This window comes from Streptomyces collinus (assembly GCF_031348265.1).
In the GTDB taxonomy this organism is placed as follows: Bacteria; Actinomycetota; Actinomycetes; order Streptomycetales; family Streptomycetaceae; genus Streptomyces; species Streptomyces collinus.
Genome location: NZ_CP133771.1, coordinates 6,708,267 through 6,732,975, shown reverse-complemented (window position 1 = coordinate 6,732,975; position 24,709 = coordinate 6,708,267). Strand labels below are relative to the sequence as shown.

At 72.5% G+C, this 24,709-nt stretch carries 20 protein-coding genes; 9 read left to right on the top strand and 11 right to left on the bottom strand.

The window, feature by feature from the left end:
* Nucleotides 1-106 precede the first annotated feature (106 nt).
* Entirely contained in the window at nucleotides 107-574 is a 468-nt protein-coding gene (locus RFN52_RS30600; protein WP_184850960.1) for an ATP-binding protein, read from the top strand.
* On the opposite strand, the gene RFN52_RS30595 is transcribed toward RFN52_RS30600, so the two are convergent.
* The 3 genes from RFN52_RS30595 to RFN52_RS30585 form a co-directional block, all read right to left on the bottom strand.
* The gene (locus RFN52_RS30595) at nucleotides 531-1,961 is read right to left on the bottom strand and encodes an amino acid permease (protein WP_184850957.1); all 1,431 of its coding nucleotides are present in this window, start codon (nucleotides 1,959-1,961) and stop codon (nucleotides 531-533) included. The genes RFN52_RS30600 and RFN52_RS30595 overlap by 44 nt on opposite strands.
* A 103-nt stretch (nucleotides 1,962-2,064) precedes the next feature.
* Nucleotides 2,065-3,072, bottom strand: coding sequence for an ornithine carbamoyltransferase (argF, locus tag RFN52_RS30590; protein WP_184850955.1), 1,008 nt, complete (start codon nucleotides 3,070-3,072; stop codon nucleotides 2,065-2,067).
* Nucleotides 3,073-3,212: 140 nt separating this feature from the next.
* Entirely contained in the window at nucleotides 3,213-4,439 is a 1,227-nt protein-coding gene (locus tag RFN52_RS30585) for an arginine deiminase (RefSeq protein WP_184850953.1), read from the bottom strand.
* A gap of 122 nt (nucleotides 4,440-4,561) precedes the next feature.
* Here RFN52_RS30585 and RFN52_RS30580 point away from each other — a divergent pair, with 122 nt between their 5' ends.
* Entirely contained in the window at nucleotides 4,562-5,566 is a 1,005-nt protein-coding gene (locus tag RFN52_RS30580; RefSeq protein WP_184850951.1) for an SPFH domain-containing protein, read from the top strand.
* Complete coding sequence (locus RFN52_RS30575; RefSeq protein WP_184850949.1) at nucleotides 5,563-6,453, top strand: NAD(+)/NADH kinase; 891 nt, start codon at nucleotides 5,563-5,565, stop codon at nucleotides 6,451-6,453. Before RFN52_RS30580 ends, RFN52_RS30575 begins: the two co-directional genes overlap by 4 nt.
* Before the next feature lie 50 nt (nucleotides 6,454-6,503).
* On the opposite strand, the gene RFN52_RS30570 is transcribed toward RFN52_RS30575, so the two are convergent.
* From RFN52_RS30570 to RFN52_RS30560, 3 genes are all read right to left on the bottom strand, one after another.
* Complete coding sequence (locus RFN52_RS30570) at nucleotides 6,504-9,044, bottom strand: polynucleotide kinase-phosphatase (RefSeq protein ID WP_184850947.1); 2,541 nt, start codon at nucleotides 9,042-9,044, stop codon at nucleotides 6,504-6,506.
* Entirely contained in the window at nucleotides 9,041-10,504 is a 1,464-nt protein-coding gene (locus tag RFN52_RS30565; protein ID WP_184854086.1) for a 3' terminal RNA ribose 2'-O-methyltransferase Hen1, read from the bottom strand. The genes RFN52_RS30570 and RFN52_RS30565 overlap by 4 nt, the downstream gene beginning before the upstream one ends.
* Before the next feature lie 155 nt (nucleotides 10,505-10,659).
* Nucleotides 10,660-11,583 (bottom strand): LLM class F420-dependent oxidoreductase, encoded by a 924-nt coding sequence (locus RFN52_RS30560; RefSeq protein ID WP_184850945.1) that lies wholly within the window; start codon nucleotides 11,581-11,583, stop codon nucleotides 10,660-10,662.
* A 239-nt stretch (nucleotides 11,584-11,822) separates the two neighbouring features.
* Between RFN52_RS30560 and RFN52_RS30555 the strand changes: the two genes are divergently transcribed.
* On the top strand, nucleotides 11,823-11,996 hold the full coding sequence (locus RFN52_RS30555; RefSeq protein WP_184850943.1) for a hypothetical protein: 174 nt from the start codon (nucleotides 11,823-11,825) through the stop codon (nucleotides 11,994-11,996).
* Between the two features lie 40 nt (nucleotides 11,997-12,036).
* On the opposite strand, the gene RFN52_RS30550 is transcribed toward RFN52_RS30555, so the two are convergent.
* From RFN52_RS30550 to RFN52_RS30535, 4 genes are all read right to left on the bottom strand, one after another.
* A complete protein-coding gene (locus RFN52_RS30550) occupies nucleotides 12,037-12,507 on the bottom strand; it encodes a DUF6099 family protein (protein WP_184850941.1) in 471 nt (156 codons plus the stop codon).
* 198 nt (nucleotides 12,508-12,705) lie between these two features.
* Entirely contained in the window at nucleotides 12,706-13,029 is a 324-nt protein-coding gene (locus RFN52_RS30545) for a nucleotide pyrophosphohydrolase (protein WP_184850939.1), read from the bottom strand.
* Nucleotides 13,022-14,158, bottom strand: a complete 1,137-nt coding sequence (locus RFN52_RS30540; RefSeq protein WP_184850937.1) for an AAA family ATPase — start codon at nucleotides 14,156-14,158, stop codon at nucleotides 13,022-13,024. The genes RFN52_RS30545 and RFN52_RS30540 overlap by 8 nt, the downstream gene beginning before the upstream one ends.
* Before the next feature lie 96 nt (nucleotides 14,159-14,254).
* A complete protein-coding gene (locus tag RFN52_RS30535) occupies nucleotides 14,255-14,650 on the bottom strand; it encodes a cell division protein SepF (protein ID WP_031134653.1) in 396 nt (131 codons plus the stop codon).
* Nucleotides 14,651-14,844: 194 nt separating this feature from the next.
* On the opposite strand from RFN52_RS30535, the gene RFN52_RS30530 reads away from it, so the two are divergent.
* Complete coding sequence (locus RFN52_RS30530) at nucleotides 14,845-18,870, top strand: bifunctional nitrate reductase/sulfite reductase flavoprotein subunit alpha (RefSeq protein ID WP_184850934.1); 4,026 nt, start codon at nucleotides 14,845-14,847, stop codon at nucleotides 18,868-18,870.
* Nucleotides 18,871-19,171: 301 nt separating this feature from the next.
* Entirely contained in the window at nucleotides 19,172-20,851 is a 1,680-nt protein-coding gene (locus RFN52_RS30525) for a hypothetical protein (protein ID WP_373308452.1), read from the top strand.
* Nucleotides 20,852-20,859: 8 nt separating this feature from the next.
* Here the strand turns inward: RFN52_RS30525 and RFN52_RS30520 are convergent, their stop codons facing one another.
* Nucleotides 20,860-21,375, bottom strand: a complete 516-nt coding sequence (locus tag RFN52_RS30520) for a YceI family protein (RefSeq protein ID WP_184850932.1) — start codon at nucleotides 21,373-21,375, stop codon at nucleotides 20,860-20,862.
* A 115-nt stretch (nucleotides 21,376-21,490) separates the two neighbouring features.
* Between RFN52_RS30520 and RFN52_RS30515 the strand changes: the two genes are divergently transcribed.
* The 3 genes from RFN52_RS30515 (at nucleotide 21,491) to RFN52_RS30505 (ending at nucleotide 24,546) form a co-directional block, all read left to right on the top strand.
* Nucleotides 21,491-21,994: a MarR family winged helix-turn-helix transcriptional regulator gene (locus RFN52_RS30515; RefSeq protein ID WP_184850930.1), complete on the top strand. Its 504-nt coding sequence runs from the start codon at nucleotides 21,491-21,493 to the stop codon at nucleotides 21,992-21,994.
* 189 nt (nucleotides 21,995-22,183) lie between these two features.
* Entirely contained in the window at nucleotides 22,184-23,527 is a 1,344-nt protein-coding gene (locus RFN52_RS30510) for a hemolysin family protein (protein ID WP_184850928.1), read from the top strand.
* Complete coding sequence (locus RFN52_RS30505) at nucleotides 23,524-24,546, top strand: hemolysin family protein (protein ID WP_184850926.1); 1,023 nt, start codon at nucleotides 23,524-23,526, stop codon at nucleotides 24,544-24,546. The genes RFN52_RS30510 and RFN52_RS30505 overlap by 4 nt, the downstream gene beginning before the upstream one ends.
* Nucleotides 24,547-24,709: the final 163 nt, after the last annotated feature.

The following is a 24,709-nucleotide window of genomic DNA, read 5'->3' as shown; positions in this document are numbered from 1 at the left end:
CGTTCACCTGGGTAAGCCGTCGGCAAGGAGGCAAGGGCGCCTCCGACGGTGCCCCTCGGACGTCCCCGGAGAGCGGCGCCGTACCATTCATCAGGTTGAAAGCAGGATGTCCTGCTCCATGAACGGACCCGCCGTGTACGAACTCCCCTCAGCCCCCGCCTCCTGGCGCGTCGCGCTGCCGCACACCGCAGCGGCGGTGCCCGTGGCCCGTGCCCTGGTCCGTACGGCGCTGGCCGAGCTGGAGCACGGGGCGGACTGCGACACCGCGGAGCTGCTCACGGCGGAGCTGGTCGCCAACGCGGTGGAGCACACCACGGGCGAGTCGCCGATAGAGCTGGTCGTGGAGCTGTTGCCGTCGGGCTGCCAGGTCGAGGTCCACGACGCCGACCCGGCCCCGCCCGGCGACCTCACCTGCCCGGCCGGCGGACCGCCCGACCCGTGGCAGGAGCACGGGCGCGGGCTGCTGCTGATCCGCGCCCTGAGCTCCTCCTGCGGGCACCGGCCGACCGAGTCCGGCAAGGCGGTCTGGTTCAGACTGCCTCTCGTACCGGCTCAGCGGCGTCCGTCGGTGTGACCGCGGCGAGCCGGGAGTTCCGGCGCCCGTAGAGCAGGTACAGGGCGATCCCGGCCGCGAGGAACCCGGCGAACTGGATCCAGGTCGTCGCGCCCGTCTCGTACATCAGGTACAGGCAGAAACCGACGCCGAGCAGCGGGGTGACGGGGTACAGCGGCACCCGGAAGGTACGGGCGAGGTCCGGCTCGCGGCGGCGCAGGGCGATGACCGCGATGTTGACGACGGCCATGACGGCGAGGGTGCCGATGGTGCACAGGTTGACCACCGCGTCCAGCGGGGCGAAGGCCGCGGGGAGCGCGAAGACGACCGCCACGATCAGCGTGCCGGCGACCGGCGTGGAGGTCTTCGGCGAGACCTTCTCGAAGACGCGCGGGATCAGCCCGTCGCGGGACATGGACATCAGGATCCGGGTCTGGCCGTACATCACCGCGAGGACGACCGAGGCGATGGCCACGACCGCGCCGAAGGCGATCACCCCGCCGCCGACGGTGGAGCCGGTGACCTGGTTGACGACGTAGGAGAGTGCCGCCGGACGGCCGCCGACCGCGTCACCGCCGATGGCGCCGATCGCGGCGAGCGCGACGGCACAGTAGAGCAGCGTGACCAGGCCGATGCAGACGAGGATCGCCACGGGGATGTCCCGGCGGGGGTTCTTCGCCTCCTCGCCGGCGGTGGTGATCGCGTCGAAGCCGATGTACGAGAAGAAGGCGGCGGTCGTGCCCGCCCCGATGCCGGCCAGGCCCGTGGGGGAGAACGGCGTGAGGTTGCCGTCCTCGAACGCGGTGAAGCCGATCGCGACGAAGGCCACCAGGACGGCGAGCTTCAGCACGGCCATCGCCGCCGTGGCCCGGGCGCTCTCGCGCACACCGCGGACCAGCAGGACGGCGGCCATGGCGATGACGATCACGGCCGGGAGGTTCACCACGCCGCCCTCGCCCGGACCGGCCGACAGGGCCGTGGGCAGGTGCAGTCCGACGAGGCTGTCGAGGAGTTCGTTGACGTACTGGCTCCAGCCGACCGCCACCGCGGACACCGAGACGCCGTACTCCAGCAGCAGGCACCAGCCGACGAGGAAGGCCGTGCCCTCGCCGAGACCGGCGTAGGCGAAGGAGTACGAGGAGCCGGAGACCGGGATCGCGCCGCCCAGCTCGGCGAAGGCGAACGCAGTGAAGACGCAGGTGATCGCGGCAAGCAGGAAGGAGACGACGACGCCCGGGCCGGCCTGGGCGACCGAGTCGGACAGGCCGACGAAGATGCCGGTGCCGACGATGGCACCGACGCCGAAGCAGACGAGCTGGAAGAGGCCCATCGTGCGCCGGAGGCCGTGGCCTTCGCGGTCGGTGCCGGATTCGGCCACCAGGAGATGGGACGACTTGAAGCGGGGCATGCGGGTGGTGCTCGTTTCTGGTGGTGCGGCAGTGCGACGGGTTCGTCGCGCGGCGGCCGCGGAGAAGGGGTGGTTCCGGGCCGCCGGTCAGCATAAGGCCTGTTCAGGCGAGGGTTGCCACCATGACCGCCTTGATGGTGTGCATCCGGTTCTCCGCCTCGTCGAAGACGACCGAGTGGGCCGACTCGAAGACCTCGTCGGAGACCTCCAGGTACTCCAGGTCGTGGGCCGCGTGGATCTCCTGGCCGACCTTGGTACCGAGGTCGTGGAAGGCGGGCAGGCAGTGCAGGAACTTCACGTCCGGGTTGCCGGTGGCGCGCAGGACGTCCATGGTCACGGCGTACGGGGCGAGGGCGGCGATGCGCTCGGCCCAGACCTCCTTCGGCTCGCCCATGGAGACCCAGACGTCCGTGGCCACGAAGTCGGCGCCGCGCACGCCCTCGTCCACGGTCTCGGTGAGCGTGATGCGGGCGCCGCTGCCGGCGGCGAGCGCACGGGCCCGGTCGACGACCTCCTCGGCCGGCCAGTACTCCTTCGGCGCGACGAGACGGACGTCCATGCCGAGCAGGGCGCCGGTGACCAGGTAGGAGTTGCCCATGTTGAAGCGGGCGTCGCCCAGGTAGGCGAAGGAGACCTCGGTCAGCGGCTTGGCGCAGTGCTCGGTCATGGTCAGCACGTCGGCGAGCATCTGGGTGGGGTGCCAGTCGTCGGTGAGCCCGTTGTAGACCGGGACACCGGCGTGCGCCGCCAGCTCCTCCACCTTCTGCTGGCTGTCGCCCCGGTACTCGATCGCGTCGTACATCCGGCCCAGCACCCGCGCGGTGTCCTTGACCGACTCCTTGTGCCCTATCTGCGAGCCGGAGGGGTCGAGGTACGTGGTCGAGGCGCCCTGGTCGGCGGCCGCGACCTCGAACGCGCAGCGGGTGCGGGTGGAGGTCTTCTCGAAGATCAGCGCGATGTTCCGGCCCCGCAGGTGCTGGGTCTCGGCCCCGGCCTTCTTGGCGGCCTTCAGCTCGGCGGCCAGCTCGACCAGACCGCGGAACTCGTCCTCGGTGAGGTCCAGCTCCTTGAGGAGGTGGCGGCCGGCGAGGGCGGTCGGGACAGTCGCCATGAGGGCGCTCCAGGGATACGGGGACACAGACTTTTGGAATACTATACGAAAGGCGGCATGCCTATACAGGTGTCGGCGGGGAACTCAGGCCCGGGGAACTCACGGCCGGGAACCTCAGGGCCCGGGGAGCCGCCAGGGCCCTACCGCACCGGATCCCGTTCGACCGGGCAGCTCATGCACCGCGGCCCGCCCCTCCCCCGGCCCAGCTCGCTGCCCGGGATCTCTATCACCTCGATGCCCTGCTTGCGCAGATGGGTGTTGGTGGTGGAGTTCCGCTCGTAGGCGACCACGACCCCGGGTTCGACGGCGAGGACGTTGCACCCGTCGTCCCACTGCTCGCGCTCCGCCGCGTGCACGTCCTGGGTGGCGGTCAGCACACGGATCTCGTTCAGGCCGAGGGCGGCCGCGATCGCCCGGTGCATGTGCTCCGGCGGATGGTCGGTGACCTTCAGCTCCTTCTCGCCGACGCCCGGTTCGATGGTGTACGAGCGGAGCATGCCGAGGCCCGCGTACTGGGTGAAGGTGTCGCCGTCGACCATCGTCATCACGGTGTCGAGGTGCATGAAGGCACGCCGCTTGGGCATGTCGAGGGCCACGATCGTCTCGGCGGACCCGGCGGCGAACAGCTTGTGCGCGAGCATCTCCACGGCCTGCGGGGTGGTGCGCTCGCTCATGCCGATGAGGACCGCCCCGTTGCCGATGACCAGCACGTCCCCGCCCTCGATGGTGGAGGGGTAGTCGGCCTGCCCCTTCGACCACTCGTGGAACGTCTCGTCGCAAAACAGCGGGTGGTGCCGGTAGATCGCCTCGAAGTGCACGGTCTCGCGCTGCCGGGCGGGCCAGCGCATGGCGTTGATGGAGACGCCGTCGTAGATCCAGGCGGAGGTGTCGCGGGTGAAGAGGTGGTTGGGCAGCGGGCCCAGCAGGAAGTCGTCCAGCTCCATGACGTGGAAGCGCACGGAGGTCGGCTCCGGGTGCACGTCGAGGAACTCGCGTTTCGTCATGCCGCCGACCAGGACCTCGGCCAGCTCCCGCGCGGGCAGGTTCTCGAAGGCGGCTCTGAGCGGGTCGGTGGCCAGCGGGCCGTACTCCTTCTCGTCGAAGACCCGCTCCAGGACGAGGGATCTGGCCGCCGGGACCTCCAGCGTCTCGGCCAGCAGGTCACCGAAGAGGTGGACGTCGACGCCGCGGTCTCGCAGCACGTCGGCGAACCCGTCGTGCTCGGCGCGGGCCCGGCGCACCCACAGCACGTCGTCGAAGAGCAGCGAGGTCTTGTTGCTGGGGGTGAGCCTCTTGAGCTCGAGATCGGGCCGGTGCAGGATGACGCGGCGCAGCCGCCCGGCCTCGGAGTGGACGTGGTATGCCATGCCTCCATCCTGACCAACGGGGCGCCTCTTGACCCCTCCGCTCGCCCGGCTTTCTATTCTCGTCCCCTTGACGACAATCCCGCCCTCCGATTATCGTCTAGCAGACGAAAAGAGGGGGTTCGATGGCCGACATCACCCGGCGCCTTGGCTGGCGCCATCTGCGCGGGGCGCCCACGGCGCACATCCGGCACCACCGCGGCGGCAAGCTGCTGCACGACGGTCCGGGGCTCAGCTTCTGGTTCCGCGCGCTGACGGCCGCGCTTTCCGAAGTCCCGGTGGACGACCGCGAGTTGGCCATGACCTTCCGTGCCCGTACGTCCGACTTCCAGGACGTGGCGGTGCAGGCGACCGTGACCTACCGGATCGGTGACCCGGCCCTCGCCGCCGCCCGCATGGACTTCTCGATCGACCCGGACACCGGGGTCTGGCGGGGCGCGCCCCTGGAGCAACTGGGCACGCTGCTCACCGAGACGGCCCAGCAGCACGCGCTCGACGTACTGGCCCGCACTCCCCTGTCCTCCGCCCTGGTCGACGGGGTGACGGCGGTGCGCGAGCGGGTCGCGGCGGGCCTGGACGCCGAGCCCCGGCTGCCGGCCACTGGCATCGAGGTGGTCGCCGTCCGCGTGATGGCACTGAGACCCGAACCGGAGGTGGAACGGGCCCTGCGCACCCCGGCCCGCGAACAGATCCAGCAGGAGGCCGACCGGGCGACCTACGAACGGCGGGCCGTCGCCGTGGAGCGCGAGCGGACCATCGCCGAGAACGAACTGGCCAGCCAGATCGAACTCGCCCGCCGCGAGGAGCAGTTGGTCGAGCAGCGGGGCACCAACGCCCGCCGGGAGGCGGAGGAGCACGCGGCCGCGGACGCGGTACGGGCCGAGGCGGAGGCGACACGTTCGGTACGGCTGGCCCGCGCGGAGGCCGAGGGAGTGCGCGCGGTCGGCGACGCGAAGGCGCAGGCCCAGGCCGCCTGGCTGAAGGTGCACGAGGACGTCGAGGTCGCCACGCTGCACGCCCTCACCGGAACCCGGCTCGCGGAGAACCTGCCGAACATCGACAGCCTGACGATCTCCCCGGACGTGCTGACGGGGCTCCTGGCCAAGCTGGGCGCACGGGAGCCGGAGTGAGTCTCGCGCCGCGGGCCGTTCTGGTCCATCGCATCACAGAGTACGAGGAGTTGGTGGCCCACCACGGCACCCACGGCCAGGCCGCCTTCTTCCTCGCCTCCCGGGGCCGGGACATCGGGGAGGTCGCCGAACGCCACGAGCGCACCCGCCGGGCGCTCGCCGAGGTGACCTCCGCGATTCCGCTGACCTGGCGTCAGGCCCGATTGGAGCGGGCCGACCTGGACCGTTTCCTGTTCGCTCCCGAGGACGTGGTGATCGTGGTCGGCCAGGACGGACTGGTGGCGAACGCGGCCAAGTACCTGTCCGGTCAACCGGTGCTGGGCATCGACACCGAGCCCGGCCGCAACCCCGGTGTCCTGGTACGGCACCGCCCGCGGGACACGGCGGAGCTGCTGGCGGTGGCCGGCGCGAGCGTCGACGAGCTGACGATGGTCGAGGCCGTCGCGGACGACACCCAGCGGCTGGTCGCCCTCAACGAGATCTACCTGGGCGCCGCGGGCCACCAGACGGCCAGATACCGCCTAGGCCTGGAGGGCGACGGGGGCGTCGTCGAGGCCCAGGCCTCCTCCGGGGTGCTGGTGGGGACGGGGACCGGGGCCACGGGCTGGCTCCGGTCCGTGTGGCAGGAGCGGGGCGGTGCCCTGCGGCTGCCGGCCCCGACGGAGAACCGCCTGCTCTGGTTCGTCCGCGAGGCCTGGCCCTCCCCGGCCACCGGCACCTCCCTGACCGCCGGCGAACTCCCCGCCCCCGCCCGCCTCCGTCTCACCGTCGAGTCCGAACGGCTGATCGCCTTCGGGGACGGGATGGAGAGCGACGCGGTGGAGCTGACGTGGGGGCAGACGGTGGAGGTGGGAGTCTGCCGGGAGCGGTTGCGGCTGGTGGGGTGAGGGGGTGACCGGTGGGTCACGCCCTCACTCCGCACGTCCGGGCCCAGGGCTCACAGCCTCGGGTCGACCGGCTCCGACTCCAGCGCCAGCACCCCGAACACCGCCTCGTGCACCCGCCACAGCGGCTCGCCCTCGGCCAGCCGGTCCAGGGCCTCCAGGCCCAGCGCGTACTCGCGGATGGCCAGGGAGCGCTTGTGGTTGAGGAACCGCGAGCGCAGGCGGGCGAGGTTCTCCGGGCGGGTGTACTCCGGGCCGTAGATGATCCGGAGGTACTCGCGGCCGCGGCACTTGATGCCGGGCTGCACCAGGCGGCCCTGGCCGTCGCGGACGACCGCACCGACCGGCTTGACGACCATGCCCTCGCCGCCGCGGCCGGTCATCTCCAGCCACCAGTCGACGCCGGCCCGCACCGACTCCGGGTCGGCGGTGTCGACGTAGAGGCGCCGGGTGGTCTGGAGCAGGCCGCTGCCGTCGTGCTCGACGAGCCGGTCGAGCAGGGCGAGCTGCTCGTCGTGCGGCAGGCCGGTGAGGCTGCGTCCCTGGACCGCGAGGATCTGGAACGGTGCCAGGCGCACGCCGTCGAGGCCGTCGGTGGTCCAGCAGTAGCGGCGGTACGCCTCGGTGAACGCGGCCGCGTCGGTGGCGCGTTCGCCGGTACGGGTCAGCAGGCCCGCCACGTCGACACCGCGCGCCGCCGCGCCCTGGAGGGCACTCAAGGCCTCCGGGAGCACCGCGCCGGACGCGGCGCCCACGGCCGCGTACTGCGACCGCAGGAGACCGGACGCCTTCAGCGACCAGGGCATCAACTCGGCGTCCAGCAGCAGCCAGTCCGTCTCCAGCTCGTCCCACAGGCCGGCCTCGCCGGCCGCCGTGCGCACCCGGTCGAGGATCTCCTCGGTGAGCGCGTCGTCGTCGAGGAAGGGACGTCCGGTGCGGGTGTAGAGGGACCCCGTGGCACCGTCCACACCGAAGCGCTTGCGGGCCGCCTCCGCGTCGCGGCACACCAGGGCCACCGCCCGCGAGCCCATGTGCTTCTCCTCGCACACGACCCGGGCGACCCCGTCGTCCTTGTACTGGGCGAAGGCCTCCTCCGGGTGCTCCAGGTAGCCCTCGACGTGACTCGTGGCCGTCGGGGCCATGGTCGGCGGGAGGTACGGCAGCAGCCGCGGGTCCACCGCGAAGCGGCTCATGACCTCCAGGGCGGCCGCCGCGTTCTCCTCGCGGATCGCGACGCGCCCCTGGTGCCGGGTCTCGACGACCCGGCGGCCCCGCACGTCCGCCAGGTCCAGCGGACGGCCGTCCTGCCCGCCGGGCGCCTCGCTGCGCAGCGGCTTCGTCGGCTCGTACCAGACCTGCTCCGCGGGGACGTCGGCCAGTTCGCGCTCCGGCCAGCGCAGCGCGGTGAGCTTGCCGCCGAAGACCGCGCCGGTGTCCAGGCAGATGGTGTTGTTGAGCCAGGTCGCCTCCGGGACCGGGGTGTGGCCGTAGACGACCGCGGCCCGGCCCCGGTAGTCCTCCGCCCACGGGTAGCGCACCGGCAGGCCGAACTCGTCGGTCTCCCCGGTGGTGTCGCCGTACAGGGCGTGGCTGCGGACCCGGCCGGAGGTGCGGCCGTGGTACTTCTCGGGCAGACCGGCGTGGCAGACGACCAGCCGGCCGCCGTCGAGGACGTAGTGGCTGACGAGGCCGTCGAGGAACTCCCGTACCTCGGCGAGGAACTCCTCGCTCTCGCCCGTCATCTGCTCGATGGTCTCGGCGAGGCCGTGGGTGTGCTGGACCTTGCGGCCGCGCAGGTAACGGCCGTACTTGTTCTCGTGGTTGCCGGGCACGCACAGGGCGTTGCCGGACTTCACCATCGCCATGACGCGGCGCAGCACGCCGGGGCTGTCCGGGCCGCGGTCGACCAGGTCGCCGACGAAGACGGCCGTGCGGCCCTCCGGGTGGACGCCGTCGACGTAGCCCAGCTTGCCCAGCAGGGCCTCCAGTTCTGCGGCGCAGCCGTGGATGTCGCCGATGATGTCGAACGGGCCGGTGAGGTGGGTGAGGTCGTTGAAGCGCTTCTCGGTGACGACCGTGGCGTGCTCGACCTCCTCCACGCCGCGCAGGATGTGCACCTTGCGGAAGCCCTCGCGCTCCAGGTGCCGGAGGGAGCGGCGCAGTTCGCGGGTGTGGCGGTGGATGACCCGGCGGGGCATGTCGGCGCGGTCGGTGCGGGCCGCGTTGCGCTCGGCGCACACCTCCTCGGGCACGTCGAGCACGATCGCGATCGGCAGCACGTCGTACTGCTTGGCCAGGTCGATCAGCTGGCGGCGGGCGTCGGACTGCACGCTGGTCGCGTCCACGACCGTGCGGCGGCCGGCGGCCAGGCGCTTGCCCGCGATGTAGTGCAGGACGTCGAAGGCGTCCTTGGTGGCGCCCTGGTCGTTCTCGTCGTCCGAGACGAGGCCGCGGCAGAAGTCGGAGGAGATGACCTCGGTGGGCTTGAAGTGCCTGCGGGCGAAGGTGGACTTGCCGGAGCCGGTGGCCCCGACCAGCACCACCAGGGACAGGTCGGTGACGGGCAGCACGCGCCCCTGCTGTGCGTCGGTCATGCCGCCTTCGCCTCCTTCGGTGCGGTCAGGGTGAATACGGCCATCTGGGTGGGCGGTCCCACCTCGGGGTCGTCGGGGCCGACGGGCTCGAACGCGACGCCGTAGCCGTGCCGTTCGGCCACCGCCTCGGCCCACGCGCGGAACTCCGCGCGGGTCCACTCGAAGCGGTGGTCGCCGTGCCGGACGTGGCCGGCGGGGAGGGACTCCCAGCGCACGTTGTACTCGACGTTCGGGGTGGTCACGAGGACCGTCCTCGGACGCGCCGAGCCGAACACCGCGTACTCCAGGGCGGGCAGCCGGGGCAGGTCGAGGTGTTCGATGACCTCGCTGAGCACGGCGGCGTCGTAGCCCTTGAGCCGGACGTCGGTGTACGCGAGCGAGCCCTGGAAGAGCTGGACGCGCGATGCCTGCCGCTCCCCCATGCGGTCCAGCTTCAGCCGCCGGGAGGCGATGGTGAGCGCGCGCATCGACACGTCGACACCGACGATCTCGGTGAACGCCGGGTCCTTGAGCAGCGTCTGCACCAACTGGCCCTGTCCGCAGCCGAGGTCGAGGACCCGGGCGGCTTTGGACTGCCGGAGAGCCGTGACGATCGCCTCGCGGCGCTGCACGGCCAGCGGGGTCGGCTTCTCCTCGGTCTCGGTCTCCGCCTCGACGGCGTTGTCGATCTCCTCGACCTCGCTGTCGTCGGTCTCGGCGAGCCGCACCAGTTCCAGGCGCTCGGTGGCCTGCCGGGTCAGCGACCAGCGGCGTGACAGGTAGCGGCTGATGATCAGCCGCTGTTCCGGGTGGCCGGGCAGCCAGCCCTCGCCGACGCGCAGCAGCTTGTCGACCTCGTCGGGGGCGACCCAGTAGTGCTTGGCGTCGTCGAGGACGGGGAGCAGGACGTAGAGGTGGCGCAGGGCCTCGGCGAGGGTGAGCGTGTCCGATTCCAGGACCAGGCGCACGTACCGGGAGTCGCCCCAGTCGGGGAACTCCGTGTCCAGCGGCACGGGTTCGACGGTGACGGTCCAGCCGAGCGGCTCGAAGAGCTTGCGCACCAGGTCGGGGCCGCCGCGGGCGGGCAGTGCGGGGACCTCGACGCGCAGCGGCCTGGCCTGGCCCGGCAGCTCCGGCCTGGCGTTGCAGACGCCCTTCATCGCGCTGGAGAAGACGCCGCTCAGCGCCACGGCGAGCAGGGAGGAGGCCGCGTAGGGGCGGTCGTTGACGTACTGCGCGAGTGCCGCGTCCGGGGCGCCGCCGCGGCCCTTGCCCTTGCCGCGCCTGACCAGTGCCACCGCGTCGACCTCCAGCAGCAGCGCCGCCGTGCAGCGCCCGGCTTCGGCCTCGGGGTAGAGGACGTGAGCCGTGCCGTAGGAGGTGGAGAACGCCTGCGCCTTGTCGGGATGCTTGTGCAGCAGGTAGCCGAGGTCGGTGGCGGGGCGTTCGGGAGTGCCGGTGGTGGTGATCGTCAGGAACATGCGGAGGGCCTCTCCGGCTGGGTGGACGTTTTCCGTGCCGTACATGCGGGAGCCCCCAGGAACGGTGATCCTGGGGGCTCGGCAGGACGACGCCCTCAGCTTCGCACACCCGTGCCCACCAGCGCCTTCGTTTATCGAGGGCGGCTCGGCGGGCCCTACGACAGCTGCGACTGCACCTGCGCGGAGATCAGCTCCAGGTGGTCGAGGTCGTCGAGGTCGAGGACCTGGAGGTAGATGCGGCTGGAGCCGGCCTCGGCGTAGCGGCCGATCTTGTCGACGACCTCGGACGGGGAGCCGGCCAGTCCGTTGAGCTTCAGCTCCTCCACCTCGCGGCCGATCGCGGCGGCCCGGCGGGCGACCTCCGCGTCGTCCCGGCCGACGCAGACGACGAGGGCGTTCGAGTACGTCAGCTCGTGGCCGTCGCGGCCCGCTTCCTCGGCTGCTGCGCGGACCCGGCCGAACTGGCGCTCGCTGTCCTCGACGGAGGCGAAGGGCATGTTGAACTCGTCGGCGTATTTGGCGGCCAGCCGCGGGGTGCGGGAGGGGCCGTGGCCGCCGACGAGCACGGGTATCTTCCGCTGCGCCGGCTTGGGCAGGGCGGGAGATTCCGTGAGGTCGTAGTAGGTGCCGTGGAAGTCGAAGGTCTTGCCGGGGTCCGTCGCCCACAGGCCGGTGACGATCTCCAGCTGCTCCTCGAGGCGGGCGAACTTCTCCTTGGGGAAGGGGATGCCGTAGGCCTTGTGCTCCTCCTCGAACCAGCCTGCGCCGAGGCCGAGTTCGACCCGGCCGCCGGACATCTGGTCGACCTGCGCGACCTGGATGGCGAGCACGCCGGGCAGCCGGAAGGTGCCGGCGGTCATCAGGGTGCCGAGCCGGATGCGCTTGGTCTCACGGGCGAGCCCGGCCAGGGTGATCCAGGCGTCGGTCGGGCCGGGCAGGCCGTCCACGGTGCCCATGCGGAGGTAGTGGTCGGAACGGAAAAAGGCGTCGAAGCCGAGGTCCTCGGTGGCCTTGGCGACGGCGAGCAGAGTGTCGTAGGTGGCCCCCTGCTGGGGCTCGGTGAAGATGCGAAGATCCATGCCTTCCATCCTGCACCGCCCCGGCGGACGATCACGAGATCGGTCCCCCGTCCACGCCGGTCCCCGGTCGGGTGAAATCACGTCAATACCGCAGCCGCCGCCCGACCCGGCCAGTGACCGGCCCCGATGGTGATCGTTGGCTCGGTCGGAGCCGGAGCCCCCGGCTTCCGCGCCGGGGGTGGACCGCCGGGGCGTCACCCGTGTCGGCCTCCCCGGGGGCCGGGGCCGAGGAGGCCGTCATGTCCGAAGAGACCGTGCCGCAGCAGGTCGGGAGCGGGCAGCCGAAAGGGCTGTTGCAGCAGATGGAGGAGCTGATGGCGGCGTTGAACGCGGACCTTTCGGCGTTGGACGCGGATCTTCAGGCCGCGGGGGATTCCGAGCGCAGGATCGTCGAGGAGAGGCAGGTGGGTTAGGGACTTTCCCGCCCCGCCTCACCCCGCCTCCCGCCCCGTCTCACCCCGCCTCCCGCTCCGGCAGCGTCTGTTCCCGGTCCGCGAGTCTGCGGAGCATCTCCAGGACGCGGTCGCGGGACTCGTCCGCCGCGTCGATGGCCTCCATGCACTGCCAGTACGCGCCCTCGTCGTCGGCGGAGCTGGCCAGGGCGACGAGGGCGATGCCGACGTCGCCGAGGAGGCCGCCGAGGTACATCAGGGTGTGGCGGGCGTCGCCCAACTCGGTGAGCTGGCCCGCCAGCAGCTCACCGGGGGCCAGTTCCGGCGGGTCCAGGACGCCGCAGCCCCGGCCCGCCAGCTCCGTCAACCCCAGTGCCTCGCCGCGCAGTTCGGGCGGTCCGGCGACCGCGAGGCGGCTGCCAATGGCTTGCGCGAGGGCCTGCGCCTGCCACACCTCGGCCAGGGTCTCCCGCGCGCCGCCGCCCGCCGCCAGGGACCGCCTGCTCGTCACGATGAGCCGCACCGCGTCCATGCGCTGCCCCCGTCTCGTCCGACGCGCTGCGCGCGTCCGTCTGCCCGCACTCCCTTGTTCACTACCCAGAGTGAAGGGGTGTGAGACGAAAAGCCAGAGGAAGGTGGAAAATTGCGGACAACGATTCGGATTCGAGCCGTGATTTGATTACGTAGCGTACAAACGGAGTTCTTCGTTCTGGGCGATGGGACGGTGTCGCTAGATCGGGAACCTCCGCTCGTTCCGGTCGATCTTCGCGTCCAGTGCCGCCAGCGGGTCGATGCCGAGCACCTCGCACAGCTGGAGCAGATACGCGAGCACGTCGGCGACCTCGTCGGTGACGCGGTGCGCGGTGTCCGGGTCGGCCATGACGCGGGCCGACTCCTCGGGCGTCAGCCACTGGAAGATCTCGACCAGTTCGGAGGCCTCGACGCTGAGCGCGGCGGCCAGGTTCTTGGGGGTGTGGTACTGCTGCCAGTTCCGCGCGGCCGCGAAATCGGCCAGGCGCCGTTGCAGTCCGGCCACGTCCAGGGGATCAGTCACGGTCCAGGTGTACCACCGTGGCTCCCTGCGTCCCGGCGGCCCAGGACCCGTCGCTGACCGCACCGACCAGCCGGATGTGCCCCCGCTCGCACATCCGGGCCGCCAGCCGCAGCAGTTCCAGCCGCTGCCGTCCGTCCAGGCCCCGGTCGAAGCCGTCGGCGAGGACCGTGAGCGTCTGGAGCGCGGCGGGCACCTCGCCGGCCGGGTCGACCTCCAGCACGGCCGGTCCGGTGAGCAGAACCAGCGCGAGTGCCACGTAGCGCAGTTCGCCGTCGCCGAGCCGTCGCAGGTCCGTGCGGACGCCGTCGCCCCGGTCGAGCGCGGCGCCGATCGTTCCCGTGGCCTCCTCCGCCCGGGCGAGCACATCCGCCACCGGCCCCGCGCACCCCGCCCGCACCGCAGCGACGAACTGCGCGTGCCGCCGCCCGCACTCGGCGCGGGTCCGCCACAGCACGTCGGCGAGGTTGGCGCAGCCGCCCAGCAGCCGGCCGGAGCCGGCGGTCACGGGGCCGCGCATGCGGGCGGGTTCGGGGTCGACGGCGAAGACGGAGCGCAGGGCGACGACCATCTGCTCGGCTGCCGCCAGCACCCTGCACTGGCCGGGTGTCGTGCCGGCCACGCGCAGCGGCAGCAGGGGGGTGCCGAGCCGGTCGTCCGGGAGCGGGCCGCGGGTCACCGGTGTCGGTCCGGCCGTGTGCCAGGCGGCCTGCACCGCGCGCTTGCCCGGGTCGCGCAGGGCGGTCTCCAGGAGGACCAACCCGTCGGACGTCAACCGCTCGCCCACGACCCGCAGTTCGGGCTCGGCCTGCACGGCCACGTCGAGGCGGACCGGGCCCTCGGGGCCGTCGGCCGTGCAGCCGATGCGGAAACCGCGGCGGCGCTGGGCGTCGGGCCGGGCCCGTTCCGGGACGCAGGCGGTGGGGTCGGGGAACGCCTCGCCGAGCCGGGCGCCGCCCCCGAGCCGGGCGAGGGCTTCGTACGCCCGCAGCGCGCTGGATTTTCCGCTGCCGCTGGGACCGGCGAGGAGGGTGAGGGGCCCGAGCGGGAACGCGGCGCGGCGGTGGGCGGTGAAGGCGGCCAGGCGCAGTTCGGTGACGCGGGGGCGGTCGGGCAGGGCAGGCTGGGTCATGTCCGGACGGTAGGGCTCCGCGGGCAGGACGAACCGTTCCGTCTCCGGGGGCTTCCTACGATCGAGCTACGGTCGCGCCTGCGGTCGTGCCTGCCGTCACACCCCGGGGAGGCCCGCTCCTTCCATCAGCCCGGTCACCTCGGTCCCCGCCGGGGTCAGCAGGAACACGTTGCGGTCCACCCGGTGCATCCCGCTCGCCAGGCCGAAGACGACGCCCGTGCTGAAGTCGAGGACCCGCTTGGCGACCTCCGTCTCCGCGCCGGTGAGGTCGAGGAGGACGGGGACGCCCGCCATCAGCCGCTCGGCGACGTCACGGGCGTCGGCGAAGACGTTCACCCGCAGGACGACGAAACGACGGCGGGTCTCCGTCTCTGCCTCGGGTATGGACCGGTGACCGACGGAGGACGGCCAGGCATCCCGGCCTCGCAGCGGCACGACCTGGGCGAGCCCCTCCCACTGTTCGTCGGTGACATCGTGGCTGTTCACCGGCATGCTCCGTCCTGGCTCGCGCTCGCTGTCTGCATCGGGCAATTCTTGCGCAGAGTCACCCGTTCGGCCCAACAGCGACACGCTCCGCGACCTCATTGCACCTCACAACGGCCAAAAGGCGGCTGTGTGACGGGCGTAACTGCTCGTGATCAAGTGATGTGACACCTGCGTAACGGGATGTTCGTACCGTCGACGGCATGACCACGACCCCCCGGCCGCAGCAGGAGACGCAGCGGGTACGCACCGTCTGCTCGTACTGCGGTGTGGGCTGCGGCCTCGTGCTGGATGTCGGGACGGGTCCGGACGGGCGGCGCACGGTGCTGAAGGCGTCGGGTGACAAGGCTCACCCCGCGAACGCGGGACGGCTGTGCACCAAGGGCGCGACCACCGCCGACATGCTCGCCGCGCCCGGGCGGCTGACCAGCGCGCTCGTGCGGGACGACCGGGGCGAGGAGGCGGTCCCGGCGCCCATGGCCGACGCGATCGCCGAGACCGCCGCGCGGCTGCGGGCGATCGTCGACGAGCACGGGCCGGACGCGGTCGCCTTCTACGTCTCCGGGCAGATGAGCCTGGAGGCGCAGTACCTGGCGAACAAGCTGGCCAAGGGGTTCGTCGGGACGAACCGGATAGAGTCGAACTCGCGGCTGTGCATGGCGAGCGCGGGCACCGGCTACAAGCTGTCGCTGGGTGCGGACGGGCCTCCCGGGTCGTACGACGACTTCGACCGGGCGGACGCCTTCCTCGTCATCGGGTCGAACATGGCCGACTGCCATCCGATCCTGTTCCTGCGGATGATGGAGCGGGTCAAGGCGGGCGCCAAGCTGATCGTCGTCGACCCGAGGCGGACCGCGACCGCCGCGAAGGCCGATCTGTTCCTCCAGGTCAGGCCGGGGACCGACCTGGCACTGCTGAACGGCCTGCTGCATCTGCTGTACGAGGGCGGGCACACCGATCCGGAGTTCGTCGCGGACCACACCGAGGGCTGGGAGGAGCTGCCCGGCTTTCTCGCCGACTACACCCCGGCCTCGGTCGCGGAGATCACCGGGATCGCGGAGGACGATCTGCGCACGGCCGCCCGGCTGATCGGCGAGGCGGGCAAGCGGTGGATGAGCTGCTGGACCATGGGGCTCAACCAGTCCACCCACGGCACCTGGAACACCAACGCCCTGGTCAATCTGCATCTGGCGACGGGAGCGATCTGCCGTCCGGGCGCCGGGCCGTTCTCCCTGACCGGGCAGCCCAACGCCATGGGCGGGCGCGAGATGGGTTACATGGGGCCGGGGCTGCCGGGGCAGCGGTCGGTGCTCGTCGCCGAGGAGCGGGCCTTCACCGAGGAGGTGTGGGAGCTGCCGCCCGGGACGCTGCGCGCCGACGGGGCCGGGCAGGGCACGGTGGAGATGTTCCGGCAGATGGCCGACGGGGAGATCAAGGCCTGCTGGATCATCTGCACCAACCCGGTCGCCTCGGTCGCCAACCGCCGCACCGTCATCGAGGGCCTGGAGGCCGCCGAGTTCGTCGTCACGCAGGACGTGTTCACGGACACCGAGACGAACGCGTACGCCGATGTCGTCCTGCCGGGCGCGATGTGGACCGAGGCCGAGGGCGTCTTCGTCAACAGCGAGCGCAACCTCACGCTGACCCGGCCGGCCGCGGACCCGCCCGGGGAGGCGATGGCCGACTGGCGGATCATCGCGGAGGTGGCGTGCGCGATGGGGTACGAGAAGGGGTTCTCGTACGACAGCGCCGAGCAGGTCTTCGAGGAGATCAAGCGCTTCTGGAACCCGAAGACCGGGTGGGACCTGCGCGGGGTGTCCTACGAGCGGCTGCGCGAGACGCCCGTGCAGTGGCCGGCCGCGCGGGAGGACGGGCCGGAGCGCAATCCGATCCGGTACGTGGACGACGAGGGGCTGCGCTTTCCGACGGCTTCCGGGCGGGCCGCCTTCTTCGCACGGCCGCACCTGCCCGCCGCCGAGATGCCGGACGACGACTATCCGTTCGTGCTCAACACCGGGCGGGTGCAGCACCAGTGGCACACGCTCACCAAGACCGGGAAGGTCGCCAAGCTCACCAAGCTGAACCCGGGGCCGTTCGTGGAGCTCCACCCAGCGGACGCCACGGCGCTCGGGGTCGCCGACGGCGATCTCGTGGAGGTCGCCTCGCGGCGCGGGCGGGCCGTGCTGCCTGCCGTGGTGACGGACCGGGTGCGGCAGGGCTGCTGCTTCGCGCCGTTCCACTGGAACGACCTGTTCGGCGAGTACCTGAGCATCAACGCGGTGACGAGCGACGCGGTGGACCCGCTGTCGTTCCAGCCGGAGTTCAAGGTGTGCGCGGTGTCGCTGGCGAAGGTGGCGTCCCCGGCCCCCGCCCCGGAGGCACCGGCCCTGACGCCCACGGCCGTGACGCCGGGCGGCGCGAACCCCTTCGGCCTCGAACCCTCCCCTCCCCCGGTGCTCTCCGCCCAGGAGCGCCGGTACCTCACCGGCTTCCTCGCCGGACTCGGCTCGGGTGCCCCCGGGGTGCCGGTGCTGCCTCCCGACGCGCCCTTCTCCCCCGAGCACGCGCTGTGGGTGAACGGCGTCCTCGCCGGCATGTACTCGCGGACCGGGGCCGCCGTGCCGCAGGAGCCGTCCGGGCGGGAGGTCGTCGTGCTCTGGGCCTCGCAGACCGGGAACGCGGAGGAGTTCGCCACCGCCACGGCCGAGCGGCTGACCTCGACGGGACACCGCACGACCCTCGTCGGCATGGACGACGCCGATGTCGGGACGCTCGCCCGCACCGCGGATCTGCTCTTCATCACCAGCACCTTCGGGGACGGCGACGCACCCGACAACGGCTCGGGCTTCTGGGACGCGCTCTCCGGCGAGCGGGCCCCTCGGCTGGACGGGGTGCGGTACGCCGTGCTGGCCTTCGGTGACTCCTCCTACGACGACTTCTGCGGGCACGGGCGGCGGCTGGACGCGCGGCTCGACGAGCTGGGCGGGGTGCGGCTGGCCCCGCGCACGGACTGCGAGCCGGACTTCGAGCCGTCCGCCGGGGAGTGGCTCGACCAGGTGCTGTCGGCGCTGGGCGAGAGGACTGCCGCGTCGGCCGGGAAGCCCAGGACGCGGTCCAAGCCCGTCACCACCGCCCGGCTGGTCGGCAACCGGCTGCTCAGCCGGGCGGGTGCGGGCAAGGAGGTCCGGCGGTTCACCTTCGACACGAGCGGGACGGACCTGGCGTACGAGGCCGGGGACGCGCTAGGGGTGCGGCCGGTCAACGCGCCTGCCCTGGTGGAGGAGTGGCTGGCGGTGACCGGAGTGGACGCCGGGTCGGCCGTGGCGGTCGACGGTGTCGGTGAGGTGCCGTTCGGCGAGGCCCTGCACCGGCATCTCGACATCACCAGGATCACCCCCGACCTGCTCCGCTTCGTCGCCGAACGCGCCCGGGACAAGCACGAGTTGCGCAGGCTGCTGCGGCCGGACAACAAGGACGGGCTGGCGCAGTGGAGCTGGGGGCGGCAGGCGGTGGACGTGCTCGCCGAGTACGCGGTGCGGGCGAGCGCCGAGGAGTGGGCCGGGGTGCTGCGCAGGCTCCAGCCGCGGCTGTACTCCATATCGTCCAGTCCGCTGGCCGACCCCCACCGGGTCTCGCTGACGGTGTCCGTGGTGCGGTACGAGAACCTGCACGGCCGGGCGCGCGGCGGGGTCTGCTCGCCGTACCTCGCGGACGCCGGACCGGACACGGAGGTGCCGGTGTTCGTGCAGCGCTCGCCGCACTTCCGGCCCCCGGCCGACGCCTCGACGCCGATGGTCATGATCGGCCCGGGCACCGGCGTGGCGCCCTTCGTCGGGTTCCTCCAGGAGCGGCGGGCGCTCGGCCACCGGGCCCCCAACTGGCTGTTCTTCGGAGAGCAGCACCGGGCGACGGACTTCTACTACGAGGACGAGCTGACGGCGCTGCGCGACGAGGGCGTCCTCACCCGGCTGGACACCGCCTTCTCCCGGGACCAGCGCAACAAGGTGTACGTGCAGGACCGGATGCGCGAGCACGGGCCGGAGCTGTGGCACTGGCTGCGCGACGGGGCCCGTCTCTACGTCTGCGGCGACGCCTCCCGGATGGCGAAGGACGTGGACCGGGCGCTGCGGGACATCGCGATGACGCACGGCGGACTGGGCGAGGCGGAGGCCACCGCGTATCTGAAGCAGCTCGCGGCGGACAAGCGGTACGTGCGGGACGTGTACTGAGCCGACGGGACCACGAGGGCCGCCGAGGGCACTCGCGGAGGACCGCCGAGGGCACTCGCGGAGGACCGCCGAGGGAACTCGCGGAGGACCGCCGAGGGAACTCGCGGGCGACAGCCCCGAGGGAACTCGCCGGGGGGCCGCCGAGTGGACCGCCGGGAGGGCTCGCCCGGGGGCCTTACCGGGATCACACCGGAATCTTCACCTCCCTCCGGGTCCCGCTCACCGGCGGCGATTAGCGTCCTGCGGCGTGTACTCGGCAGAAACGACGCTGGTGGTACCCGGTCCGCGCACCCGGTCGGCGGTGGCGCCGCCGGCTCCCCCGGCCCAGTGGCACCGCGTCCTGACCCTGCTCGCCGACATCGGTCTGCTGATCGGCACCCGGGCGGTGTGGACGTCGGCGGCCGGTCACCGGCCGGCCGTGGCCGCGGTGATCTCGCTGTGCTACGCCTCGATCCTGGCGTGCGGGGTGCTGGCCCTGGTCGTCCGCCGGGCCCGGTCGCTGGCCCGGGTGGACGGTTGCGTGCTGGTGACGGGCGTGACGCTCACCCTGTGCGCGTGGATCATGCTCCACAACGGTTCCGACGAGGCCCTGCTCACCACCCAGGCGGCGCGGGAACTGGCCGCGGGACACCCGGTCTACGGGCAGCCGTGGCCCTGGCTCTTCGGTCACGGCGTCGCCCTCACCCCTACGGTGACCGGCGGCTACGACCTGACGTACGGCTATCCGCCGCTGGCGCCGCTGCTGGCGGTGCCGCTGCTGTGGCTGGGGCACGGCGGCACTCCGGCGACGGCGGTGAGCACGGGCGCGCTGATCGCCGGGACGGTCGCGCTGTGGCGGATGCTGCCGGCGCCGTGGCGGTCGGCGGCGACCCTGGTGTGCCTGGGTTTCGGGATGCTGCCGTCGTACGGGCGGCTCGGCTACCCGGCGATCGTGGCGCTGGCGCTGCTGGTGCCGGTGGTGGTGCGCTGGACCCGGACGGGCGTGGGCGGACGGCTCGGGACTGCGGGTTGGGCGCGGGCCGCGTGTCTGGGGCTGGCGTGCGCCGCGCAGCAACTCCCGTGGTTCCTGGCGCCGTTCCTGCTGGCGGGGATCTACGCGGTGCGGCGCGGTGAGCTGGGCGGGCGGGCGGCGGCGCTGGTGGTGGCACGGTTCGCCGGGGTCGCGGCCGTCGGGTGGCTGCTGGTCAACGCGAATTTCGTGATGAGCGAGCCGGGGCGCTGGCTCACCGGGATCGCCCTGCCGCTCACGCAGGGGGCGGTGCTGCACGGCCAGGGCGTGGTCGGCGTCTCGCTGTACCTGACGGACGGCAGCGACCGGATCGACTGGTACTCCCGCGCGAGCCTGCTGCTGTTCGCCGGGCTGCTCGCGCTGTTCGTGCTGTTCGTCCGGCGGCTGGGACCGGCGGCGACCGTGCTGCCCTGGTGCGCCTTCTATCTGGCGACCCGGTCGCAGGACGGCTATTACCTGCTCATGACGCCGCTGTGGCTGGCGGCGGCGGTGACCGCTCCGGCGTCGTCGTTCGCCGGGGCGTGGCAGCCGCGCCCGGGCCTGTGGCCGGGGCCGCGCCGCCGCGCGGCGCGCATCGCCGCGACGGTCCTGCTGCTGGTGCCGGCGCCGGCCGCCGCGGCCGTGGCGGCGACGGGCACACCGCCCCTGCGGATGCGGGTCACGGCGGCCCGGCACCTCACCGCGGCGACCGTCTCGCGCCTCGCACTCCAGGTCACCAACACCGGTGACGCGGCCCTCAGCCCGCACTTCACCCTGACCACCGGGCAGGGCATGGACCCGTACTGGCGGGTGGTCCGGGGCCCGCGGACCCTGCCCGCGCACGGCACGGCCCGCTACGAACTCCGGCCGCCCGCGGGCCGCTTCACACTGCCCCGGCCGGGCATCCGGATCCGGCTGCGCGCCTTCACGGCGTCGCCGCAGACCCTGTCGAGCACGGATGTGCAGGAGGCCGTGCGCGGCAAGGCGGACTGACGGCGGCGTCAGGCCGTGGCCCGGGTGAAACGGAGGGTGGCGGCGACCGTGGCCCGGCCGCGGATCATGCCCAGCTGGTTCCAGCCCATGCCGAACTGCTCGCGGTCGACGGTGAACTCGGTGTCCAGGGTGAGGCCCCCGGCGTCCCGGTCCGTCACACGGGCGTCCAGGGACAGGGGCCTGCTGATGCCGCGCACGGTGAGCTGCCCGATGACGTGCACCCGGTTCCCGTCGCGGAGCTCGGCGCTGCGGGCCGCGAAGGTGATCTCGGGGTGGTGGCCGGCGTCGAAGAAGTGCTCCGACCTCAGGTGGGTGTCGCGCTTGGCGTGCCCGGTGTCCAGGGAGGCGACGTCGAAGGTCAGGGTGCCGACGGCGGACCCGTCGGGGCGGACCTCGCCGGTGCCGCTGACGGCGCCGAACGTGCCCTTCACGGTGACCAGGCCCCACATGGTCCTGTGCCGGATGCCGACGGTCGAGGCGGTCGCGTCGAGCTGCCACTGTCCGGTTTCCACGGCGACGGTCATGATCGGTCTCCCTGCTTTGTCGTTCAAATTTGGATTACTGACGGGCACGCTAGCTGCTAATCCAAAATTGAACAACCATCTGCTCCAAATTTGGACGACAGGTAGACTCGACCCCATGGCCGACGCCGAGGAGCACCCCACCGACCTGCCGGAATGCCCGTCCCTCGGCGGTGGCGGGCTGCTGCCCCCCGAACTGCGCGCCTGGATGCTGCTGCTGGCCGCGACGGGAGCGGTGGAGCAGCGGCTGCGCGCGGTCGTGAAGGAGAAGCTGGACGTCTCGCACGACGAGTTCCTGGTCCTGTGCCTGCTCGCGGAGCAGCCCGAGGGCGGTCTGCGCATGACACGTGTCGCGGAGCTCCTGGGCCGTCCGAAGACCCGCCTGACCTACCAGATCGCCTGCCTCCAGCACGCCGGGCTCGTCACCCGCAGGTCGGTCTGCGGCGACCGGCGGGGCGTCGAGGTCGCCCTCACGGACAAGGCGCGCGACCTGCTGAAAGAGGCCTCCGCCCCGCTCGCCGAGACGGTCACCGAGTCCCTGGCCCGCTTCATGGGCCCGGACCAGTGCGCGGCGATGCGGGGACTGGTGCCGGATCTCGCCGAGGAGTCCCGCCCGGAATGAGCCGAGCGGCTTGATCTACACGGTCGTAGAATCCGGGAACACCGGCGCGGTGACGCGCGTTGTGCCTGAGACACACGACACCTGAAGGAGCATGTTCTTGTCCGCCAGACCGACGGACCCTCCGGGGCACAGTCCCCGACCATCCCGCCACGGCACCAGTGATCGCGGCACACGGCGGGGTGGTGTTCGATGAGTGCCGCAGAGGCCCTGCTGGGCCTGCTCGCCGTGTTCGTGCTGACCGCCGGCACCGGCTACTTCGTCGCCCAGGAGTTCGCCTACGTCTCCGCCGACCGGCTCACCCTCGCGCGTGAGGCCGAGGCCGGGGACCGCAGGGCGGCCCGCGCCCTCACGGTGCTGGAGCGGCTGTCGTTCATGCTGTCCGGCGCGCAGCTCGGCATCACCGTCACCGGCCTGGTGGTCGGCTTCATCGCAGAACCGTCGGTGTCCGCCCTGCTCAGACCCGCCCTGTCGGGGCTCGGCCTGCCCGACGCGGCCGTCGGCGGCATCGCCGTCGTACTCGCCTTCACGCTGGCCACGGTCGTGCAGATGGTGCTGGGCGAACTCGCTCCGAAGAACCTCGCGATCGCCGTGCCCGAGCGGCTGGCGAAGGCGCTGGCACCCTCCACCCTCGCGTACCTGAAGGTCGTCGGACCCGTCGTACGGGTCTTCGACGGCGCGGCCGACCGGCTGCTGCGCAAGGCCGGGATCGAGCCCGTCGAGGAACTGCACCACGGCGCCACGCTGGAGGAGCTGGGCCATCTGATCGGCGAGTCCCACGAGCAGGGCGAGCTGCCCGAGGACACCGCCGCGCTGCTGGACCACGCGCTGGAGTTCTCCGAGCGCACCCTCGACGAGGTCATGGTGCCGCGCGCGGACGCCGTGTTCGTGCGCAAGGACGCCGGCACCGAGGAGGCGGTCGGCCTGATCGCCCGGCACGGCCACTCCAACTACCCGGTGCTCGGCGACCACCCGGACGACATCGTGGGCGTGCTGGGCGTGCGCGAGCTGATGGGGCTGCCCGCCGCCCGGATGGCCGGCGCGCGGGCCGGAGAGGTGGCCCGGCGGCCACTGCTGCTGCCGGACACCCTCGCGCTGCCCGACGCGGTGACGCGGATGCGTGAGCAGGACGACGAGTTCGCCGTCGTCCTCGACGAGCACGGCGGCGTGGCCGGCATCGTCACCTACGAGGACATCGCCGAGGAGCTGGTCGGGGACATCGCCGACGAGTCCGACAAGGTCACCCTGCTCGCCGTCGCCGACGGCGACGGCTGGCTGGTGGACGCCGGCCGCCGGGTGGACGAGGTGGCCGAGGCGACCGGTGTCCGGCTGCCGGAGGACGACGACTACGACACCGTGGCCGGCCTGGTCGTGGACCGGCTCGGCCGCTTCCCGACGGTCGGTGACCGCGTCACGGTCGGGCTGCCCGGCGGCGGCCGGGCCGTGATCGACGTCCGCACGCTGGACCGGCACGTGGCCGACCGGGTCCGGATCAGCCCGCTGGTGGAGGCCGTGGAAGCCGAGGAGATGGCGTGAGTTTCCCGATGGCGGTCTTCGTGACCGTGCTGCTGCTGATCGGCAGCGGCTTCTTCGTGGCGGCCGAGTTCGCTCTGGTCGCCGCCAAGCGGCACCGCATGGAGAAGGCGGCGGCCGACGGGCGGCGCGGCGCCGGCGCGGCCCTGGCCGGCATGCGCGAGCTGTCGCTGATGCTGGCCGGCGCCCAGCTGGGCATCACCGTGTGCACGCTGGGCCTGGGCTCGGTGTCCAAGCCGGCGATCTCACACGAACTCGACCCGCTGCTGCACACGCTGGGCCTGCCCGGTGCCGTCAGCTACGGCGTCGCCTTCGCCGTGGCGATGGTCGTGGTGGTGTTCCTGCACATGGTGGTCGGCGAGATGGCGCCCAAGTCCTGGGCCATCGCCCACCCGGAGCGTTCGGCGATGCTGCTGTCGCCGCCCTTCCGGGCCGTGGTGCGGACCGTGCGTCCGCTGATCCGCCTGCTCAACTCGGTGAGCAACGCCCTGGTGCGGCTGTGCCGGGTGGCCCCACGCGACGAGCTGGCCTCGGTGCACAACCGGGAGCAGCTGACGCACCTGGTGGAGGAGTCGGAGCGGCTGGGCCTGATCAGCGCGGCCGACTCGGAGCTGCTGACCCGCTCGCTGACCGAGCCGGAGACTCCGGTCGCCGCGCTGCGGATCCCGGCCGCGGAGATCACCTGGGTCGAGGGCGGCGCGGACGTCGAGGCGCTGCTGCGGTTCGCCGCCGAGCACGACCGCACCCGTCTGCTGGTCCGGGAGAACGGCAGCGTCCTCGGCTCGGTGCACGCCCGGGACGCCCTGGTGGCCCGGGCCCGGGGGCGGGCCACGACCGCGCGGGACCTCGCCCGGCCGGTGCCGGAGCTGGCGGAGACCGCCACGGTCGCCGACGCGATCGAGGTGCTGCGCCGCCGCCGGGCCTCCCTGGCCGTGGTGCGCGACGGCTCCGGCCGGCTCACCGGCCTGGTCACCCTGGACGACCTGCTGGCCCGTCTGATGCAGCCGGCCGCGGCGGCCTGACGGGGACGGGACCCGAACCTCCAGCACATCTGCACACCGCGGGCCGGGAGGCGGCGCGCCGCCCGGCCCGCCGGCGCATCCCGGTTCCGGCAGGGGGGCTTGGCGGTGAAGTGCCCGCTTCGGGAACCGGGACGCAACACTCCCGCACCCGGCCGCCGCGACG